This is a genomic window from Muriicola sp. Z0-33, assembly GCF_026126425.1.
GTDB lineage: Bacteria > Bacteroidota > Bacteroidia > Flavobacteriales > Flavobacteriaceae > JAFMPW01.
The window spans coordinates 1-22,242 of record NZ_JAFMPW010000017.1 but is presented as its reverse complement, the minus strand read 5'-3'; the positions used below and the strand labels follow the sequence as shown (position 1 = coordinate 22,242).

At 39.7% G+C, this 22,242-nt stretch carries 15 protein-coding genes; 7 read left to right on the top strand and 8 right to left on the bottom strand.

All coding sequences use genetic code 11. The annotated features are described in order from the left end of the window. Window positions 1-49: 49 nt before the first annotated feature. The gene (locus J1G40_RS16785) at window positions 50-613 is read right to left on the bottom strand and encodes a GNAT family N-acetyltransferase (RefSeq protein WP_265243820.1); all 564 of its coding nucleotides are present in this window, start codon (window positions 611-613) and stop codon (window positions 50-52) included. Window positions 614-725: 112 nt separating this feature from the next. Here J1G40_RS16785 and J1G40_RS16780 point away from each other — a divergent pair, with 112 nt between their 5' ends. From J1G40_RS16780 to lipB, 3 genes are read left to right on the top strand one after another with little or no spacing between them, the layout of a single operon-like run. After that, window positions 726-881 (top strand): YqaE/Pmp3 family membrane protein, encoded by a 156-nt coding sequence (locus J1G40_RS16780; RefSeq protein WP_188315664.1) that lies wholly within the window; start codon window positions 726-728, stop codon window positions 879-881. Between the two features lie 33 nt (window positions 882-914). Beyond that, window positions 915-1,700, top strand: a complete 786-nt coding sequence (locus J1G40_RS16775) for a hypothetical protein (RefSeq protein ID WP_265243819.1) — start codon at window positions 915-917, stop codon at window positions 1,698-1,700. Then, on the top strand, window positions 1,697-2,419 hold the full coding sequence (gene lipB / locus J1G40_RS16770; protein WP_265243818.1) for a lipoyl(octanoyl) transferase LipB: 723 nt from the start codon (window positions 1,697-1,699) through the stop codon (window positions 2,417-2,419). Before J1G40_RS16775 ends, lipB begins: the two co-directional genes overlap by 4 nt. A gap of 78 nt (window positions 2,420-2,497) precedes the next feature. Here lipB and J1G40_RS16765 read toward each other — a convergent pair whose 3' ends face one another. The 4 genes from J1G40_RS16765 to J1G40_RS16750 form a co-directional block, all read right to left on the bottom strand. After that, on the bottom strand, window positions 2,498-3,169 hold the full coding sequence (locus J1G40_RS16765) for a hypothetical protein (protein WP_265243817.1): 672 nt from the start codon (window positions 3,167-3,169) through the stop codon (window positions 2,498-2,500). A 55-nt stretch (window positions 3,170-3,224) separates the two neighbouring features. Then, window positions 3,225-4,562 (bottom strand): OmpA family protein, encoded by a 1,338-nt coding sequence (locus J1G40_RS16760; RefSeq protein ID WP_265243816.1) that lies wholly within the window; start codon window positions 4,560-4,562, stop codon window positions 3,225-3,227. A gap of 106 nt (window positions 4,563-4,668) precedes the next feature. Beyond that, window positions 4,669-7,131 carry a ribonuclease HII gene (locus J1G40_RS16755; RefSeq protein ID WP_265243815.1) on the bottom strand — a complete coding sequence of 821 codons (2,463 nt, stop codon included), beginning with the start codon at window positions 7,129-7,131 and terminating at the stop codon, window positions 4,669-4,671. Window positions 7,132-7,253: 122 nt separating this feature from the next. Then, a complete protein-coding gene (locus J1G40_RS16750) occupies window positions 7,254-7,850 on the bottom strand; it encodes a ribonuclease HII (RefSeq protein WP_265243814.1) in 597 nt (198 codons plus the stop codon). 222 nt (window positions 7,851-8,072) lie between these two features. On the opposite strand from J1G40_RS16750, the gene J1G40_RS16745 reads away from it, so the two are divergent. From J1G40_RS16745 to J1G40_RS16735, 3 genes are read left to right on the top strand one after another with little or no spacing between them, the layout of a single operon-like run. After that, window positions 8,073-11,108 carry a SusC/RagA family TonB-linked outer membrane protein gene (locus J1G40_RS16745; RefSeq protein ID WP_265243813.1) on the top strand — a complete coding sequence of 1,012 codons (3,036 nt, stop codon included), beginning with the start codon at window positions 8,073-8,075 and terminating at the stop codon, window positions 11,106-11,108. A 16-nt stretch (window positions 11,109-11,124) separates the two neighbouring features. Next, window positions 11,125-12,630 (top strand): RagB/SusD family nutrient uptake outer membrane protein, encoded by a 1,506-nt coding sequence (locus tag J1G40_RS16740; RefSeq protein WP_265243812.1) that lies wholly within the window; start codon window positions 11,125-11,127, stop codon window positions 12,628-12,630. Window positions 12,631-12,647: 17 nt separating this feature from the next. After that, window positions 12,648-13,442 (top strand): hypothetical protein, encoded by a 795-nt coding sequence (locus J1G40_RS16735; protein WP_265243811.1) that lies wholly within the window; start codon window positions 12,648-12,650, stop codon window positions 13,440-13,442. 410 nt (window positions 13,443-13,852) lie between these two features. Here J1G40_RS16735 and J1G40_RS16730 read toward each other — a convergent pair whose 3' ends face one another. From J1G40_RS16730 to J1G40_RS16720, 3 genes are all read right to left on the bottom strand, one after another. Further along, on the bottom strand, window positions 13,853-14,530 hold the full coding sequence (locus J1G40_RS16730) for a hypothetical protein (RefSeq protein ID WP_265243810.1): 678 nt from the start codon (window positions 14,528-14,530) through the stop codon (window positions 13,853-13,855). Window positions 14,531-14,637: 107 nt separating this feature from the next. After that, a complete protein-coding gene (locus J1G40_RS16725; RefSeq protein WP_265243809.1) occupies window positions 14,638-15,354 on the bottom strand; it encodes a hypothetical protein in 717 nt (238 codons plus the stop codon). Further along, window positions 15,351-19,649, bottom strand: a complete 4,299-nt coding sequence (locus J1G40_RS16720; RefSeq protein WP_265243808.1) for a thrombospondin type 3 repeat-containing protein — start codon at window positions 19,647-19,649, stop codon at window positions 15,351-15,353. Before J1G40_RS16720 ends, J1G40_RS16725 begins: the two co-directional genes overlap by 4 nt. Window positions 19,650-19,891: 242 nt before the next feature. Between J1G40_RS16720 and J1G40_RS16715 the strand changes: the two genes are divergently transcribed. Further along, window positions 19,892-21,865, top strand: a complete 1,974-nt coding sequence (locus J1G40_RS16715) for a putative porin (protein ID WP_265243807.1) — start codon at window positions 19,892-19,894, stop codon at window positions 21,863-21,865. Window positions 21,866-22,242 lie beyond the last annotated feature (377 nt).

Here is a 22,242-nt window from a genome sequence, read left to right as displayed (position 1 = left end):
AATTATAAGGGGTATTTTGGTCACGGGATTGTTGACAAAAGGCGCGATTTTATATTTGACCAATGACCAGGGTTTTAGCCCACCTTTTATTTTCATCATCATCCCTGAAAATAGCATATCGGATTTCATCATAGAAGGAATCGTTTTTAAAAACTGCTTTTTTAAGAATAGCTTCTCTTCTAAAACCCGCTTTCACTAATACTTTCTGTGAGGCTTTGTTGAATTCAAAACAACCGGCATAGAGCTTAGACATTCCTAAAGTTTCAAAACCATAATTAATAATCAACTGCAGGGCCGCAGTAGCTAATCCCTGGCCCCAATAGGGTTCCCCAATCCAATACCCGATTTCTGCCGAAAATCTGTAAACATCATCTTGTGGGTGAATGCCGATGCAACCAACAAGTTCATTTTTTTTGTCAATGGCAAAGATTTCCTGAGGTGTTTTGGAAGTGGCTAACTGAATAAAATTATGGGCATCTGATAGCTGATAGGGATGAGGAAGGGCATCACGTATATTGCGCCAAATATTAATGTTGTTGCAGAGTTTTACAAGAGCATCTGCATCTTCCTTCAAAAATGATCTTAGTTTTAAATCGGCACTAACTAAATCCATATTTAAATATAGGATTTTTTGTAACAGATTGGCATAAAATGCGACGCTTAAAGTGTAACAAACTAATAGAAATTACGTCCTATAAGTACATCAATCAATAAATCCTGAATCAATGAGTTTTATACGTGTTTTACTGGCAATTATTTTCCCGCCTCTGTCGGTAATTGGGAAAGGCTGCGGGTCTTTTCTGATTGTGCTGCTTTTAACCTTTTGTGGCTGGGTCCCGGGAGTCATTGCTGCACTTGTTATCTTAAACAATCCTAATTGATGTGTATCTTTGCCTTTATAAGCAAGATACATTATGAGAAAAATTGTCGTACTTCTATTGGTCATTATCTGCAGCCACAGTTGCCAGATACAAGAGGAAATTACATTTAACAAAAATGGCAGCGGTACATATCAAATGGCATTTGATATGTCTGAAATGATGAAAATGGGCGATCTTAACGATACTTTGCCTTCCAAGCCCCCCGTAGATTCTCTTATAACTTTTGCGACTTTCTTGGACGAAAAAAAGGATAGTATAGCGCTACTACCTAAAGAAGAAAGGGAGGAATTAGAGGCATTAAGACCACTTAAATTCGCTATGAAAATGAACGAGGAGGAAAAGCAGATGAAAATGAATTTAATCTACGATTTTGAGAGTTTTGAAGACATTGCAAAGTTTGCTCAGGCCATTGAGAAGGCCAATATAAAAGAACTTAAAGAGCTTAATAATCCAATGACCGGCCTGAATGGTGAAGCGGATCTTGATAGTACTGATCAAGATAATGGATTCTCCGATGTGTTTTCTATGGCAAAACAATTTAACACCTCCTTTAATAAGAAAAAATTTTCCAGAACAATTACTAAGGAGGCCCGGGCAGAGGCCATTGCAAAAAAAGACACGACCATTAAACAGGATGATCCTTTTGTAGATATGATCCGCTTTAAGCAGGTATATCGTTTTCCTTATAAAGTGAAGAGTGTGAGCAATAAAAATGCCCGGATACTTTCAGATTTTAAGGGGGTGGAAATTGAAGCAAATATGTACGATTTAAACAATGACCCCGATTATTTTAATGTTGAGGTGGAGTTTGAAAAATGAATAAAAAGATAATCATACAGGATCTGGGTTTAAAGGATTATAAAGAAACCTGGGATTACCAGGAGCAGTTGTTCCAGGAAATCGTCGATCTCAAAATTAAAAACAGGAGGCAAGGCCTGGACAATCGTACTCCTAACCATTTTCTCTTTGTAGAACACCCGCATGTCTACACTTTGGGAAAAAGCGGGGATATGAATAACCTGCTAATAGATGAGCAACAGCTTAAGGCTAAGGGAGCACAGTTTTATAAGATTAATCGTGGTGGAGATATCACCTATCATGGCCCAGGGCAAATTGTGGGCTACCCCATTTTGGATCTGGACAATTTCTTTACAGACATACACAAATACCTGCGTTTTTTGGAGGAAATGGTGATACTTACTCTTGCAGAATATGGGTTAAAAGGGGAGCGTTCTCCCGGTGAAACAGGTGTTTGGTTAGATGTTGGGACCCCCTTTGCACGAAAGATCTGCGCTATGGGAGTACGTGCCAGCAGATGGGTAACCATGCATGGTTTTGCACTCAATGTAAATACCCACCTTGGGTATTTTGATTTGATGATCCCTTGCGGTATAAAAGGAAAGGCGGTAACTTCCTTAAGTGCCGAGTTAGGCAATTCTGATATTTCCATGGGGGAAGTAAAACAAAAGCTATTAAAACACTTTGCCGAATTGTTTGGGGCGCAGATTAGTAAGGCAAAATCTGAGATAGAGGGTTAGTTAAATGGGAGTGGATTAAGGCGATAACCCGCTTTTGTAATTTATCCATTATTCCTGCCAGGACAATTGGAAGTCAAACTATTTATTAAAAGCAGTCAACACACTGCTCCCAATCAGCTTTCCTTTTTTGTTATAGCTTTCAGACTTTACCATACCCACATCTTCTGCAAACCACTGTTTTGCCTTTCCACTGATTTTCATGCCCATCTTGGTTTCGTGGTCATAGGTAATCACTACGCAGTCAAAAGTGCCTGCTGGGGTAGTAACGGTTTCATTAGCCTCCACATTTCTATTGAGCATTTTAACGGTAAGCTTCATATTCATAGGAGGCACGCTTACATTCATCAGGATATCTGCATCTGGTAATTGCTGTCCGGGACTCAGATTGTTGGGCAGAACAAGATCAGTGCCGCTAATATCTACTTCCATATCCTTGTACTGATTCATAACCCCAGGAGACATCAGCGATTTAAAATCTATTGCGATTCCGTCATCTTTACAGATAATTCCGTATTCCGAGCTCATGAACACTTCTCCTTTATCATCCCTCATTTCATAGCTCAGTATGGCGCTATCACCAGAAGATGATTTAACGACATAATCTATCACTCCGGCCACTTTATCTTTTTTTTCGTAATTGGTGATCTGAAAAGTGGTGCCCTCTTCCAAAGGGTAATATTTGCTGCAATCCTGTGCGTTAATAGGCATGATAATAAAAAGGAGCACGCAAAGGGCTAGTAATGATTTCATATAGTATTATTAATGGTTATTAATTGATAATTGATGATTGATAATTGATAATTGTTTATTGCTTAACAAACTCCACCCTTCGGTTTTGTGCTTTCCCGTCTGTGGTGGTGTTGTCTCCTACAGGTTCTGATTCGCCTTTGCCATCTGTTGAGAGTCTGGCAGCATCTATATTATAAACATTTACCAGCGCATCTTTTACGGCATTAGCCCTGGATTTAGATAAATCCATATTGGCGGCATCGTTCCCATCTGCATCGGTATGGCCAATAATATTTAAATTCATATCTCTTTCTTGTTGCAGTACCTGGGAGATTTGCCGGATGATGCCCATAGATTGTGGTTGTATGTTGGCGGAACCAGAATCGAAAAGGATACCGTTGGTAGAGACCCTGCCGTCTGCTATAAGGGTTCTGCGCAAATCCAAACCACCTTCTGCGACTTTCAAGTTAGAAATAAACAGGTTTTCTTTACCGTCTTTAAAGGTATTCAGGTGAAATTTAAGCGCGGTAATTTTATTGCCCGCTGGTATCATCCTTGGGATGTCTACATATTTTCTTTCATTGATCCACATTCGGAAGCGTTGTTTGTTAACAGCTATAGAAACATGGGGCTGGTTGAGTACGGTTTGTCTTAAATCAGCATTGACTACATTGTTGATCTCAGAACCACCACCCTGGCGATCATAATTCCTTACACGCACTCCAATAGGCGAATACTGACAAAAGGGAATAAGCGCATAGGCATAAGCATCCCCGGCCTTAAAAGTATTGTTTGCGCTAAGCTCTACCTGCAGGGTAGCGGTAGATGAAGTTTGACGGTCCAGACCGGTAGCCAGAATATCAAATTCGATAGTGTACTCCTCTGGAAGGCTGGGAACGTCTGGAATGTAGTAGGTAGAATGCCCGGGGAGGATCTTTAGCCATTTTTGTGGCGAATCGTTAATGGTAACCACTTCGCCGCTTCCGTTGGTATTCCATTTTGAAGGGAAGTCCCCTACGAAATCATTATCGAAATCATCGAAGAATAATAGCTTATCTCCCGGAACATAATCGAACTTGCTGTATATCTGAATGGTTTTAGGCCCGCCTTCACCAGTTGTATTTGAGTTGTCATTTCCCCGCCCCGTGTTATTGGGGTTTTGACCACCTGGTATAGGATTACCATCTTTATCTGTTGGTGTTTTTCCTTTCTTGCCCGGTTCCAGGATGCTGTCGAGCACCTGATCGGTTTTTTTAGAGGATTCTTTTTCTACTCTTCGTTCTACGGTGCGTTCTGCTGCTTTTTCAGCTTTTTTCTTGAGTTTCTTAAAAACCTGTGCATTGGCATCGGGGATGCATATTACAATTAAAAAAAATGTAAAAATGAATCTGATTATTAGGGTAAGGGCTTTCATAATAGTGTGACTTTAAGTAACTTAAATATAAGGATTTAAAAGGAGATTAATACCCTTTAATGTATATCCCGTATGAAAGTTAACATAAGTGGTAAAAAAAAACGTATTAATTTATTTTGTATACCACCAGGGAGTTGCTGTTCTCTTTAGTGAGCAATTCTACTTTTCTATCGTTATCCATGTCGGACATATCTGGCAAAGTACTGCCCATTACCGGAAAGTTTGAAATGCTTTTGGCATTACTGTCAAATAAGTATACCCGCTCTGTTTGCAGGTCGGTTACCCCAACATAAATTTTATCGTAGAGATAGAAAATCTTTGGTTTTGTGTATACGCCCAGGTCCAGCGTTACTTTTTTTCCTTTTATTGTCAGCACATTATCATTTATACTTACCAGTGTTTTGCTGGTAGCATCTGTCCCGTGATCTTCATTAAAATTAAATTTGGTTCCGGAGATGCCTCCTTTTTCATCGATGACAATTAATGTTCCGTTTTTGTCTGTAAGGGTAAACTTGTTTTTATACAGCATTACCTCATTTTCCGAAAAGGAAATATTTTCCTTAACAGCCACTCTTATCTTGCCTTCCCGAGTCAGGATCATAAGTTTTCCATTTTCTAATTGAAATACCAGATAATCTCTCCGACCAATCCGGAAATGCCTGGGAGCAAATAAGACGTTTGCTTCGGCTTTGGTATACTTAAAGCCATTTACAATATTGCCCTTACTATTGTACATAAAAACATTTGTACCCTGGGTAATTACGAAACGATAATTTTTAGTTTTGTCATAATCGAACACCGATAAAGGGTTAAGATTACCACCTTCAAATTTCATATTAAACGGGCCTACTTCTTTGCCGTTGCGGTCCAGTATAATAAATTGATCAGAGGTTGTAAAGGCCAGTTGCAGACGACCATTTTTATACAGGTCTACCTGAGAAATATTACCCTGTATTTTTGCATTGAGTTTTTTCTTCCACAGCACCTTTCCTGCAGTGGAGATAAGGTATAGGTTATTCTCTATATCCTGTACCACAATTTCCTGCTTAGCTGTTCTGTGATTAATTACAAACTGAGGATCAGTATTCAATTCTGCATCCAATTGCAAGGAAAAAACTTGTGATATTGAATTGTCCGCTGCATTGCTGCCAATTTCTTTGACGACCATATTGGTATGAAAAAATTGATGGTCTGCTATTATTTGGGTGCCGAAAGCGAAATTGGAAATTTTTGTAGTATTCAGTTCGGCAATGAATCCTGCGGAGAAATCTTCTTTAAGCAACTTGTCCAAACCGGAGGAATTGGAGATAATTAAAATATTGGATTCATCGGCCAGTGAGGGTTGCAGGGTCTTAAATAATGGGCTGGAGGTAAAGACGCTATTGCGCTTATAGGATGAAACTATTTTTTGAAGGACAAGCTGATCAGCACTAAATACAAAAGCGTTTTCCAGAACGGTGTAGAACCGCGCATCAAAATTGGAGATCAGAGGATCAAAAAAATTATTTAAGAATTCATTTTTACTCAGGCCCGAAATTTCATTTCCCTGAAAGTCTATGGTAACCGTTGTATTATTTTGGAGGAATTCAGAAATATTTTCGGAAGCATAGGTATGCAAAACAATAGCAGACTGCTTATCCAAATAAATATGTCCAATTTCTTCTACTCCGTTGAATAAGCTATCCAGTACAAAGGTGTTGCTCAGATATTCCTTTTGATTTTCGGCAAAACGTTCGTAATCTATCAACGAAAAGGCAAGAATTGCATCCGCATCCGAGGGAGCAACAGATGGTGTTGCAAGCACAATAGGGGGTATTTGTTTAAAAAGATTTACGAAGTGCTTTGTGCTGTCTTGTGCAAGGGCTATACCATTTAGTTTTAATTTATCGGGGTGGCTGTCCAGATCCAAAGAGAGCCATTCGGAATAGTCCGCCAGATGAACGCTCGTTGTGTCTTTTAAATTGTTGCTCTCTATTCCCTTGCTAAATTTGGTTTTAATAAACACTGTTGCTGATTTAACAGAATTTGAAATATCAAATAAAGCAGTGAGGGTCTTATCCGTTTCCTGGGACCCTCCTGATTCGATAACATTCTCTAATAGCGCCCTGGAGGATGCAATCAATAGAAAATCTTCCTGATAGGTACTAAAAAAGTCCTGATTGTTCAGAATGTGATTATCTATAGTGACACCTTTATAGCTAAAAGATGGTTTGCTGCTACTGCTTAAGCTATCACTAATTTTAATTGCGGCAGCTTGTGGTACAACCAACAGTGCTTCTGTTGAATCTGTGGTAGATGGTATATATGCAAGGAGGGCAGTGGTATCTGATTTTATAAAGTCTAACAGCTTTGCTTTTTCCGATAGTTCCCGATAGGCCCGGGTATTGTTTACGGCAGAAAGGAAGGTGTTGTTCTTTAATTCGCTCTTTAAGCGGGAGATATCATTAATCTTAACAATTACTCCCGCATTCTCGGGCACGAAATTCAGAATTGAGCTGGGTTCATTTATTTCATTTTTACATCCATAGCATCCGAGTACCACTAATACTAGTAAAAATTTCAGCTTCATTAATATATTCTTTGATGCAAATTTAGAATATTATCTCGTTCTTTTATATCAATAAATTTTAGGGAAATAGGAAATGTCAACCTATCTGGTGAACGCTTATTTAGATTTGATATATAATTTATCTACAACTTCAACTTTAGTTGTTCCGGGAGTAGTCTGAAGCTTTTTCTATGGTATTTTGTTATGCCATATTTTGCTATTGCTTCCCTATGCTCCCTTGTGGGATATCCCTTGTTTTTTCTCCAATTGTACATGGGATATTCAAAATGTAGTTGCTCCATATACGCATCCCTGAAAGTTTTGGCCAAAACAGATGCTGCTGCAATACTCATATATTTACTGTCTCCTTTTATGATGCAGTTGTGCGGGATGTCTTTATACTCTTTAAACCTATTGCCATCTACAATAATATACTCGGGTCTCAGCCTCATATCATCCAGTGCTAAATGCATGGCCTGTATAGAGGCATTCAAGATATTTATTTCATCAATGGTTTCAATTCCCAGGTGCACCACACCGAAGGCCAGGGCTTCTTTTTCTATAAGCGGTTTAAGCAGTATCCTTTTCTTTTCCGAAAGTTGTTTGGAATCGTTTAAAATGGGATTACTAAATTCTGGAGGTAAAATTACTGCGGCTGCCGTTACCGGTCCGGCCAGGCACCCTCTTCCTGCCTCATCTGTTCCGGCTTCATTAGGACCATTAAAGAATGTTTTTAGCATAAAATGAGCGACTTAGCATTGATTTTGCTTCAGTTTTTGATAAATCTTAACAAATAAATATGTTAAAAAGCTGTATTTCTCTCAATCAAAGAATAAAATTTCTAAGTATTCGATAAATTCTGGACGATTTTTAACAAGAATAGCCCCTGAGAACAGGTCTTACTTGCATAATTAACGAATTATTAAGACTTTTGCACCTGACTAATTCAAAAATCTAATTAAATGAGATCAAAGTTAACTTGGATGTTAACACCTTTGCTGGTGTTATGCATGAGCCTGTCATTCGGGCAGGAAAAGACAATTTCCGGTAACATTACAGATCAGTTAGGACTACCTCTTCCAGGGGTAAACGTGGTTGTAGTTGGAACAACAACCGGTACCCAATCTGATTTTGATGGGAACTATATGATTAACGCCTCCACAGGACAGGTTTTAAGATTTAGTTACCTCGGGCAAAAAACAGTAGACAGAACCATCGGTGCTTCCAGTACAATAGATGTGCAGATGGAAGAAGATGCCGAAGCACTACAGGAAGTTGTTGTGCAAGGTTACCGTACTTCTACTAAGGAGAAATCTAGTATTGCATCGGTAACTGTAAGTGCAGAAACTATTGCACTTAGACCCAATGCAAACTTTGCACAGACCCTATCCGGGCAGGTTGCAGGTTTAAATATTACAACCAGTTCAGGACAGCCTGGTGGTAATACCCAGATTAACCTTAGGGGTGTTGGTTCTGTTAATGGTAATACAGAGCCACTCTTTATCATTGATGGAGCGCCTGTAGATGAAGATAACTTCAGGAGTTTAAATCCTAATGATATCGCATCTATATCCGTATTAAAGGATGCTGGTGCAACTGCCATTTATGGAAACAGAGGTGCTAACGGGGTAGTTATCATTAAAACAAGAGGTGGTACTTTTAACTCTGCTACCAGGATCAATTACCTGGGCCAGCTTAGTTTTACCAGCCTGCAGGATAATGATTATGACCTTATGAACGCTCAGGAGCAATTAACTCTGGAGCGCGATTTTGGAAACGGTAGAGGGGCAGGCCTGACAGATGCTGAAATTGGAGCTTCTCCTAATTTTGACTGGTCTAATTTCTTCTTTGACACAGGACTTACTCAAAATCATACCTTAAACATTACTAGTGGTGGTGAGAATATTAATTCCTTCACTTCTCTTGGGTATACCAACGTTGAAGGTATCTTACAGGCGAGTGATTTAAAGAGGTTTAATATCCGAAACAATATCTCTGGTAAATCAGAAAATGACAGATTCAATTACGGATCTAACTTTTCTATCAACTACTCAGAATCTAATGAGCCAAACAGTATTGGATCTGGTGCAATTAACAGGAACTATATTTTAGGGGCATATCAGTCCTTACCTTATATTACACCTGATGATTACACTGATGGAGCTGCATTACTTTCTCCATTATCATTTGCCAATACTCCATTATTCTTGTTAGACAGACTTAGAACCTATACAAGAAAGGAATCTGAAGTTAAGATAATCGGAACTTTTAATGCGAGCTATAAGATCACAGATGACATCACAGCGAAAATCGTAATGTCAGGAGATTATACAGATGAACACTTAACAAGAGCTGAAGGGCCAACTTCATTTAACGCATTGTTATTTGGTGGGGGAGCAAATCCTACTTCTGGTTTTCAGGATCAGTTCGTAACTAGAACATTTACTTATAACCAGGTACTTTCATTAAACTACCTGAAGACTTTTGGTAAGCATACTGTAGATGTAGGTGCTTATTCGGAATATTTTAAAGCACACTACAGAAGATTTGGTTTCAGAGAGAACGGGTTAAACCCAAAGACGTTCTTCCCTGGTGACGGTGACGGATTTATTACCGACAACGGAAACAACGACTTCTTCGTGGATGCGCCTGCCGCAGATATTTTAAATGCAGGTCTATTCTCTTATTTCGGACAGGCAGATTATGACTACGATACCAGATACGGTATTACAGGAACAATAAGAAGGGATGCTTCTTCACGTTTCGCAGGAAGTAACCGTTGGGCAACTTTCTGGTCTGTTGCAGGACGATGGAACATCAGTAATGAGGCCTTTATGGAAGGATCTATTTTTGATGTACTTAAGCTTAGAGGATCTTACGGTACTACTGGTAACCAGAATATTGTAGACGCAGTTGGACAGTTTGCGCCTTTCGCAGCAGCTGACCTTTATTTAGATTTGTTTGCTACTGGTGCAGGATATGGTGGAGCTAACTCCATTGTACCTTCACAATTAGGGAATACCATTCTTCAGTGGGAAACTATAGAGCAGTCTAACATTGGTCTTGATTTCGAATTGTTCGACAGAAGACTTAGAGGTTCGGTAGACGGTTATATCAAAACTACCAAAGACCTTTTCCAGGACAGACCGTTATCCGCAGTAAACGCCCAGACTATCTTAAGAGCTAATATCGGTTCCTTAGAAAACAAGGGTATTGATGTAACGCTTAATTATGATATCCTAAGAGGCGGAACAGACGGAGTTAATATGTCTGTTGGTTTTAATGGAAACTACAACAAACAGGAAAACCTTGAAATACCTACAGAAGATGGCACCGTAGTAGGCGCTGGTTCATTAACAGGTAGACAAGTAGGCGGACCATTGAACGAATATTTCGTATACCGATATGCAGGTGTTAACCCAGCGAATGGTAACTTATTGTTCTTAACTGCTGATGGGGATGTTACAGAAAGCCCTAATGTTGATACAGACAGAGTGTGGTTAAATAAGAATATTTATCCTGACTATCAGGGTGGTATTACTTTCGACTTGGATTACAAAGGATTCTTTGTTAGCACTCAGTTTAACTATGCTGTTGGAGTTGACAGATACGATTTTGACCTCTCCGGTTTCCAGAACCCGAATAACATTGGACAGTTCAGACACTCAAGAGATATTCTTGATGCATGGACAGTAGATAACAGAGAAACAGATATTCCTTCCTTAACTGCAAGCAACCTTGCGTTAGGTGGCTCATCTGATAGATACCTGAAGGAAGCAGATTATTTAAGGCTTCGTTTTGCTCAGGTTGGATATACTTTTCCTCAGGAGTACCTGAAAGGAACTGGCTTTAACGTACTTAGAGTTTTTGTAAATGCTGAAAACCTTATCACTTGGACCAAGTGGAGAGGGTTTGACGTAGAAAGTGCATTAAGTACTGGAAGCAGACAATATCCAACGCCAAGGATTCTATCTGTAGGGTTTGAATTAGGATTTTAATAAAAAATTGAGAAAAATGAAAAACATAAAAAAACTAGTCTTACTCGCGTTAATAATTACAGCCGCTGCTTGTAATGACGCTATAGATATTGCACAACCAGGACGTTTACCTGCAGATGTGGCATTCCAGAATGTCGGTGATTTACAGGATGGATTAATTGGTCTGTATGCACTTTATGATACTACTTCAGAAATCCAATTCAACTCTGTTTTTGCAGATGAGATATCAATTGGGTTCGATAATGGAGGTCAGGGACTTGGAAATGGGGAGTACGGTTTTGTACTTAACCCAAACAGTGCTGCCCCTAATAGTATCTGGACAAGAAACTATGCAGCAATGAATATTGCTACAAGGATTATAGAAGCAGCTTCGCTTGTAGAAGTTGGAGATGGAGAGCAGGCCCAGCTTAATGATATTTTAGGGCAGGCATATGGCTTAAGAGCTTTTGCACAATTCCAGGTTCAATCTTATTTCACTACAGATTATGCTAACGATGGTGCTCTTGGTACTATTATCTTAAATTTCATACCTACGATAGACCAAAGTCTACCGAGAAATACTAACGGTGAAGTATATGGTCAGATTGAATCTGATCTTTCAACTGCTGCCGGATTGTTAACAACTCAGTCTAGTGCTACTTTTATTAGCCAGGATTTTGTTACTGCATTAAGAGCCAGAATGGCTGCCTATAGAGGGCAGTACAGTTTGGCTGATACCTATGCCAGTCAGTTGTTAGCTAGCTATCCGCTTGCAAACAGAGCACAGTACGAGGCCATGTACCTTGATGCTGATGATACGGAAGTAATTTTTAAGTTAGACCGTACTCAATCTGATGGATATAATGGTCAGGGTGCTACAGGTAGTGGTGCTGCTGGCGGTTGGGCCGGAGCAAATTATGCTTTCGTAAACTCAACTTTAGCAGGTAGCCCTTATTTTGAAATGGGTAGAGCAGTATTTAATTTATTAGATCCTCTGGATATCCGTTTTGATGTAAATGTTGATCCATCCTCAATAATCAGCCCGGATTACCAAAATGCAGTTGATTACAGAAACGAAGATATTCTGGTTATCCAGAAGTATCCTGGTTCTGAAGGAGTTCCTCTTATGAATGATTTGAAAGTATTCAGAGCTTCAGAGATGTTATTGATAAAAGCAGAAGCTTTGGCTGATGCAGGAAGTATCAATGGAGCTTCGAATTCTACAGCGGCCTTAATTAAGCAATTAAGAGACGCCAGATTTGGAACAGACCAGCCATTACCAACATACACAGATGCAGCTGATGCATTTGGGGCTATTTTGGATGAGAGAAGAATAGAATTGGTTTTTGAAGGCCACAGATGGAAAGATCTTAAACGTTTGGGATCTAGAGCCAACAGGGGTATTTCAAGAGATCCGTTGGATTGTGCCATTAATGGCGCTTGTTCATTAGAAGTTTCAGATTTCAGATTTACAATGCCTATTCCAATTATAGAGCTGAATCCTAACAACGTGATTAGGGAACAACAAAACCCAGGTTATTAAACTTAAAATCTTAAAAAATGAAAAAGTATTTTGTAATAATAACAGCCCTTTTCATTCTAATTTCCTGTGGAAGTGAAGAAGTGGTTATTTATGATGTAGAGAATGGTCAGACACTGGCACAACTAAGTGTTACTTCTGCTACTATCCCTACACCTGTGGAAGGTGCATCTATAGAACTTGAAGTTCAGGTGACTACTAAGTCGGGAAGCGATAGAGCTGTTTCACTTGTGGCTGATGCGTCATCTACCGCAACACCAGACCAGTACACTATTGATGGTTTGGTAATCCCTGCTGGTGAATTCACTACAACAGTTACTATTAGTAGTAATTTTGCAGCCTTGCCAGAGGAAGGTAGTACCACTTTGGTACTTAATCTTGACGGTATTGCTGGAGCTAGTAATGCTATATTCTCAAATGAAACATTAACTGTAAGTTTTTTCAGAGAATGTCCTGAGGCCCCAACGCCGGGTGATTGGATAGTGAATATGCAGGATTCCTACGGTGATGGTTGGCAATCAACCACTTCTAATGGAGGACCTGGTCTTACAGTTACTTTGAGTACTGGAGAAGTTTTTGAAGTAGGTCTTTGTACTCCATATGAGGCTAATACCTATGCTTGTACACCGGAATTATCCAGTGGATCGGCTACCATCACTATTCCTGATGGTGTGGAATCAGCAGAATGGTTCTTCCCAGGGGATTTCTGGGGCGAAATGTCTTTCCAGATCATTGCTCCTAGTGGAAACACTGTAGCTGAATTTGGACCTGGTACCGCTGCAGGAGTATTTGAAATAGATTACTGTGGACAGTAATCAGGTTTGAGATCATAAATCTTATAACATTGAAAGCCGCCTTTTGGGCGGCTTTTTTTTATCTAAGTGTTTCTATCTTCAATAGACCCGAACCACCCTCAAGACAGGCTTATCCTTTATCTTTGGAATAAACCAGGGAGCATTATAAATAAGTGGAGGTTGTATTAAGTATACCATAGCCAGTAAACGTAAATAGGGTTGATCCAGGTGAGAATCAACAGGCAGTTGCATAATTACAAGAATGCGCTTCTGTATTCTTTAGAGCAATCATATTGATTTACTATCCCCGGGCCTGGTACTTATTTTGTTAGCTGATAAATTAACTTCGTAATCCATTACTATAGATCTCAAACAAAAAAGATCTGACGAGGTTACGCCAGATCTTCAATACAATGAACGGTATATTGTTTCTAAATCTTCTGATTAGCGAAGTTCAACAGTTTAATTACTTCTGCTTCACTTTTTAATTTCAGGCCATTACTGCTTACAAAGTCGGCCAATCCCTTTTTATTCTCTAAAATACCCAGGATATCTTTCTTCTTTAATTTAGTAGGTACAGCAGCCAATTCACCATTTTTTAAATAATAGGTAGTCTTTTCCGCAAATTTTGGTGGAACCTTGTTGCCATAAGAGGTACTGGCTTCTTTCCCTTCAATGAATTCCTTTTCTTGTTTTACCAACAATTGTATATCACCGGTATTTAAAACAACAAAATACCCCAGTTTTTCCGAATTCTTGGCCTGGTATTTCTTTATAGCATATTTCTTGCCTGCTATGGTTGCCGAAATATAATCTCTTTTTAGAAGGGCTATGGTTTTATCCATATCCTTCATTTCTATTTGATCACTATAGCCATTATAGCGCAACATAGCAGAATAGGGATCCCCTTTTTCCGTAAATACCTTTCCGGCTACAAAGCCTTCTGTAAAGTACGGAGAGCCCTGAACATTCTCAGGAAGGGTATTGTTCCCAACTGTAGTGTTCCTCACATATTCCGTAGGTAAATCTACTCTGGTTGTAGCCTGGCCGAGTGCTGTGGCATTAATAAAAAGTCCGATAATGATAAGCGGAAATACTGTTTTTTTCATGATTGTATTTTATAATAGTTAGTGCAAAAATTACGCCAAAATAATTGGGATGTATTGTATGTTTTAAATAAGCTATAAAGTTACTAAGGAATTGAAGGACGTAAAAATTACTCCACCCGAAATTCAAATATTTCTGATTGTGAAGTATTGCCCTGGCTATCTCTGGAAATTATGCGCCAGTAATACGTCTGTCCTGAACTTATGGTAACTTCAGAAGTACTTTCAGCAGTTGTTTCAACCAGTGTTGAAGGGTCTGCCTCGGTTCCAAAATATACATCAAATTCAGTAAGGTCGTTATCTACATCACTTCCTGTCCATTCCAGGCTAAGGGGATCTGCCACTTCTATAGTTGCTCCTCTGCCGGGGCTGATTGCTTCTGCCGGAAACGGGGCATAATTTTCAATCCCAGGTCCTTGATTGTAAAATTTCCAGGTTGGGCTACTGGCGGTTTCCGTTGTCCCTGTTGCCTTGGATACGACAAACCACTCATAGGGCACTCCGCGTTCTATGGTTATATCAGCGGAATTGGTAGCGGAATTGCTCTTTGAAGTATTATTGGTATTCAGGTTCTTTATATTAATCTCATAACTGTCTGTATTCTGCGAGGCATTCCATTGAAAAGTTACTCTACTTTGTGTATCGCTCACCACCACACCTTCATTACATTCAGTATTATTATCTGGAAACACTAAGGTAGCCGCACTTGGAGCCGCTACAGGATCCGGATCCGGATCGGGATCAGGGCCGCCGCCATTATCACTGCCACCTCCACAGGAAACCAGTATTAAGCCTAAGACAAGTACGTTTAGATATTTCAATTTCATTTTCGTACAATTTTAAAATTCAACAGGGTGCTTTTTGTTTTAATGTTGAGCAGGTAAATACCTTTGGCCAGGCCATCAACATTTAGAGACACTTCACTATCGCTTACAGCGTATTGCTTGGTTACAACCTGAACGCCATTTATGGTGAACAAACTCAGGGTTACATCCTCCGATCCAAGATCGCCCAGGTAGATATTTATGTTTCCTCCCGCAACCGGATTAGGATAGATAATTAGTTCTGAGCTGAGAACAATACTTTCTTCATAAACCCCCTGACATTCCAGGTCTGTTTTTACAGAGAGCTGATTCTCTACCTTATTCAACGGAAGTGTAATTACACTTTCTATAGTCTCATATTTTTTACCATTCAGGGTAATGGTGTAAGATGTACCTCCCATCAGATTAAGTGTAACCTCATTGTCAAGGGAACTGATTTTTGAACTTACCGACAAGGCTTCCGGTTGTGTTATCACGCTATTAAAACAGGTCTGATAACCATTCTGTCCGTCAACGGTAATACAGAGTTCATAGGTCCCCGCGGCCAGGTTTTCAAAAGAGACGGTTTCTGTAAAGCTGCTATTCTCATCCACATTAGGTCCGGTTAAAACTGCGGTGTAGTTGAGCATTTGCGAAGCAGTTACCTCAATACTTCCATTGTTACTGGAAATACAAGATTCCCCCCTTGTCTGCACAGTGAAATTACTTGCAGGTAATGTAAATATTTCACAGCCAGTGATATCTACCACAGATCCTGCGGGTGTATTTGCACACTGATCAATAGAATTAGGGACACCGTCGTTATCTGCATCGGTGTCGCAGATATCACCAATTCCATCACCATCTGCATCTGCCTGATCAGCATTTGCATTAAAAGGGCAATTATCTTCAGTATCAATTATGCCGTCGTTATCATCATCATTATCGCATGCGTCACCATCACCATCACCATCAGAATCTAACTGATCCGCATTGCCAATTAGCGGGCAGTTGTCATTTACATCCAAAATGCCATCGTTGTCATCATCATCATCATCCTGAAAGCCTTCCACTACAAAGTCATCAATGACTACTCCTTCTTCATTAACCGCAGGGTCAGAATGAAATACTATTCTGAAGATAACATTATCTTCATTGGTCAGATCGGTTTCTCCCAGTGCCGCATTGGCAACAAAATCATAGGCATATTCTGTTAGTGTGGTATTGGTCCCTGTCCACTGAGCTCCCGGACAATTCTGGCAGTCATCATCGTTGCCAGAATTAGCATTGGTCCTGTCACTGTTGTACCAGTTGGGCTGACTATTGATATTTCCTAAGACATTCCATGTAGAACCGCTATCGGTTGAGTATTGCACATAGACTATATCAAAATTCACCTCCAGCTCATAAGCCATGGAAAACTTAAGAACCGGGGCAAGGATATTGGATAATTCATAGCAGTTACTCAGTAGAATACCTTTGGTTCCGTCAGGATGATTCCCTGAAAGATTCGTAGCGTACACCTGGGTGCCTGAAGCAGCCTGATTTAATAAAGTACCAGATGGTACTCCTTTCTCCCACACACTTCCATCTCCATTTTCATTGTAACTTATTAAGCTTTCTTCTGGCGTTTCAAATGTATTTATATCGTCTCCAAAACCAAATTCGTTAACAAAGAACTCGTGCGTAAGAGAATTGTTATCCGGAAAAGCATCGTCGGCAACAGCAACTGTAACCTGCAAACTGGATGCTCCCGGAGTGTTAATATTAAGAGAAGGCAAATTAACGGTGGTACTTTCACCACTATTAAGGTTTACCGGAGCATTTATATTCTGATCTGCACCACCATTAACACTGTAGGTAATGTCTACTGAAGTAATTGCATTTAAACCGTTATTCTCAATTTCGAGTTCCGGGATAATTTCACCGCATAACACCGCATTGGCTTCCGGAGTAATTGCAGCTAGTCTGACATCATCATCCGGCACTTGTATTGGGATAGGAGATTGCCATACCCCACGCCCATAGGTTGAGGCCGTAATTAATTCGTCATCCAGGCTAATCTCAAGGTCGCTTACCACCAAACTGGGCAGATTAGTAAAATAATCTTCCCATTCTGTAAGACTGTCATCTAGGCGGTATACTCCTAAACTTGTTCCAACATATATGGGATTTTCTGTATGTCTCCCCTGATGAGCAATGGCGAAAAACGCCTGATCTGAGGGCAGGTTAAGGGTAATATCTTCTTCCGGTCCGGCATTGCCGTTGGCATTTACAGATACCCTGAAAACACCTCTTGGACTTGGCTGCGAACCTTGTGGGGTGCCCACGCGGTTGGAAGTGGTCACATAAATGTAAGAACCGTCGGTAGAATTCACTGCCATGTCCGAAATCTCCGAATCAAATATGTTGAAGGCAGTAAAATTTACACCACCGTCTTCGCTTCGGTATACAATATTGCCCTCTGCCGCATAGATTACCATAGGATTGGTTGGGTCTATTTCCAGATCTTCCATTTGCGGATGTGATTCATTAGACTCCGATGTTCCTATCTCATCAGATTGTTTCACCCACGAGCTGCCCACCAACTTGTACACTGCATCGTAACCAGCATAAACCTCTCCATCACTACTTACGGCTAAAGGAGTTATCCAATTCCCCTGAATCCCTGCCGGTGCACTTACGGTACCTATAGACTGTCCGGAATCAGATGAAATAAATAAAGGGTCACCAAATTGTACAAATCCATAGGAGATATTGTTATTGGAAGGATCTATTTCATAATCCATCCCATCACCGCCGGTATACACATTCCATTGATTATTGTTCCTTATAAAACCTGAATTGTCCTGCAGGCCTCCTGCCATTTTGGAGCCATCGTCTTTTGCGACGGAAAGCCTGTAGAATTGGCTGATTGCTATTCCGTTAACTGTATAATCCTGAAAAGAAACACCATCGTTTTCAGAAACATAGATACCCCCGTCACTACCGCAGAACAATTTGTCTCCAAAGAATTTTAAGGTGTGGATATCTGCATGTGTATATGCCGGGGTATTACTAAACCATTGATTAAGGCGGGTAAATGAGGTTCCGCCATTAGAACTTTTCCAAATATTTAAACAGCCCACATAAAGTTCATTGGCATTGGTAGGGGATACCTCCAGTGCCAGGTCGAACCATGCCTGATTAGATTCCAGAATATCGGTAGAATTAATACTTTCTACAAAGGTCTCGCCGCTATCCGTAGATTTAAAAAGCCCCTGATAGGCAAAATTATTTCCCCCTGTGTCCGCACTTAAGAGATATAGTACTTCAGGGTCGGCCGGGGATACTCCCAGAACCAAACGCCCAGAACTACTGGGTAAAATGTCTGTTATTTGGGTAAAATCTTCTCCATTTGTAGATTTAAAATAAGAGGAAGTGGAGACGGCATAAATGGTATTGCTGTTTCCCGGTTTAAGTTTAAAATCTTTGATATTACCGCCCTGTTTAAGATCCCAACTGTCTCCCCCGTCGGTAGACTTGTATAAGCCGCTATTGGTACCCACCCATAGCACATTAGAATTGCCTGGGTCTACTACTATTTCATTCATTAAGGAGTTTACATTGGCATTAGAAGGATTAAGACCGGTCTCTTGCCAGGTAGTCCCTCCGTTTGTAGATTTAAAAACACCCACACTGTACGAATCTGCAGCATCATCATCTCCTGTAGTAATATAAATGGTATTGGAATCCAGATTGGGATTGGCATTTGGGACAATAGCAATTCCGGATACGCCAATCTGAGGGAAATCGTCAAAGAGATTCACCCAGGAACTTCCGGCATTGGTAGATTTCCAAATCCCTCCAGCCGGGGCACCAACATACCAGATATCCTCATTGTTAGGGTCAACTGCTACAGCGTTTACCCTTCCCTGGCCTGGCAAACTTCCGCTATTGGTTCCATGTGTTGCCGGACCTATAGAGGTCCAGTTACTTGTTGGGTTGATTACTTTCCCAGTTAAGGTGCTTTTATTTTTCCATGCATTCCACAAAGTCCGTGGACTGGGTAAGTATCCATCTTTATCTACCTGATGTTTCCAGTAATTCTCCCAGCGTTTAAATGGTTTAAAACCACTTCCTTTTACATTCGGATCTTTATTTTTCCAATAATTATCGAAAGCATCAGAGATTTCATAAAGGGTAAAAGCCTGTTTGTTATTTTTAGTACTGGTTAATCGGGTTTTTTCCAGTTCTTCCATCCAGGGGGCACTTTCAATGTACTGCGCAGATGAAAAAGCACTAAAAAATAAGACCAATAAAGCCAATTTTCTGCTCATCGCAATTTTTTTAGTAAATATGCTGAAAAATAAGGGAATATTCAATTTTATTTGTCTTATAACATCACTTTTCGTTTAGCCGCTAAATTCACGGGAAAACCACTATTTGCTATTAGTTCTCAAAAACTTCCATAAACTTTCACATTTCGTTAGGAACAAAAAAATTAACTTTGTTCACGAATCACTATTTTGAAATTCTGTATAAGGCAGAGCATTCAAAATTTGAAACTTAATTTTTGTTAATGAAGTATCTGCCTTTGCTGGTCTTGATTTTTTGTGGCACTCTTGCCTACTCACAAAAAGATCCTGTTCCTGAAAGAAAGGAAAAGGATTCTACGCAATTCAGGAAAAGGAAAACTCAGGGTGGCCCTCCCGCAACAGTTCTTACCATAAAAGATTATAAGATCATCACCCATGCCAGGGATACCACATTCCTGGATACCACCTTGAATATTAATAAAGAGTACGCTTATAATTTTCTAAGAAGGGACGATTTTGAGCTTATGCCATTTGCCAATGTTGGGCAGCCCTACAATTATTTAGGCAGGGATTTTAACAGGGTATCGTTTTATCCCAGAATTGGCGCCAGGGCTAAACATTTTAATTATCTGGAAATTGAGGATATAAAATATTACAATGTAGCTACCCCAATGACCGATCTGTTTTTTAAGACCACTTTTGAGCAGGGGCAATTATTGGATGCTTCTTTAGCCCTGAACACTTCCAGAAGATTTAATGTCTCCATTGCCTATAAGGGATTCAGATCGTTGGGCAAGTACCAGCACAGCCAGTCAGAATCTGGTAATTTCAGAACTACCGCAAATTATATAACTAAAGATGGGCGGTATTGGTTAAGGGCTCATATTGCTGCACAGGATATTATAAGTGAAGAGAGTGGCGGAGTTGCGGATACGGCCTTGCAATTTGAATCTGAAAATCCTGAATTTCAGGACCGGTCGCGTATAGACGTTGTATTCCAGGATGCCGAAAATAAAATTCTGGGAAAACGGTATTTTTTTGAACACCAGTATGCCCTTATTGAGAAGGCTCGTGATTCGGGCAAGACAGCATCCAGGGCATTGAGTCTTGGACATGTTTTAAGTTATGAAACCAAGTACTATCAATTTAGACAAACCAATCAGCAAGATTATTTTGGCAATGTGTTTTTGAGTCCGATAGAAGATAAGTCCAATCTGAAAACTTTTTTTAATGAATTTAATGTAGAAGTATCTAATAAATTATTGGGCACCTTAAGAGGATTTGGAAGGTTATATAGTTACGATTATTTTTTCAATAGTATATTGGTAACGAGTGAAGGTGAGATTCCAAATCAGCTGAAAGGAGAAGAAATTAGTTTAGGGGCAAAATACGCTAAGCGCATTGGAGAATTTGAGCTGGAGGGAGAAGGGCAATATACGCTTTCGGGAGACCTTACTGGAAATATGCTCGATGCATCTGCTCAGTATAGAATTAATGATGCCAACAAAGTAACTGCCTCTTTGCATTTATCATCTCGGATGCCCAACTTAAATATGTTGCTTTATCAATCTGACTATGAAAATTTTAATTGGCAGAATACTTCCACATTTAAAAATGAAAGGGTAAACAGGCTTAAGTTAGATTTGGCCTCGCAGGTTTGGGGAAACATATCTGCCAGTTTTACGTCAATAGACAACTACGCCTATTTTGCCTCTGACGCCAGCCAGGAGGATATTGATGCAGGCCAGGAAAATGCCTTTGTAAAACCAAAACAGGAAGATAAAGGTGTTAATTACATTAAAATAAAGTACATCAAAGAATTTAAGTTGGGGAAATGGGCGCTTAACAATACAGTAATGTATCAGAATGTTTCTCAATCTAATAATGTCCTGAACCTTCCACAGCTCGTTACCAGGAACACGCTCTATTACTCTAATGAGATTTTTAAAAAAGCAATGTATTTGCAGACAGGGGTTACTTTCAAGTATTTTACCAAATATAATATGGATGCCTACAACCCATTGTTAGGGGAGTTCTATATTCAGAATAATCAGGAGTTTGGAGGCTTCCCTATGCTCGATTTCTTTATTAACGCCAAGATCAGGCAAACCAGGGTGTATTTAAAAGCGGAACATTTTAATTCTTCGTTTACGGGAAATACATTTTATGCGGCACCCAATTACCCTTATCGCGATTTTGTTATTCGTTTTGGGCTGGTCTGGAACTTTTTCTCCTGATGATTTTGTAATTCATCTTTATTTATAGTGTTTTTGGTCCTCTTTGCTAAGCACTTATTCTGAATTTGACGCTTTTGATGAATAAAGTAGTTTTGAAATTCTCATTTATAGTAGATGGTATAGGGATGGATTCTTAGAATTTCTGCCTTGTTTTCAATTCGTTTACAGGGGGTTACGTTTTTTTAATCTGATTGAAAATATTTTTTTTGATTTAGGGTTGTGCAAGCAAAAAAAGTGCTCTATATTTGCAGCCGCTTTGAGAGGGATGTCTTCTTGGGGTATTTTAAGATAGTTCATTGACATATTGGCAGACAGCGTTTTTCTTTAGATTTTCATTTATGGGGATTTAGGGAGGAATTAGAATCATTTAGATTTAG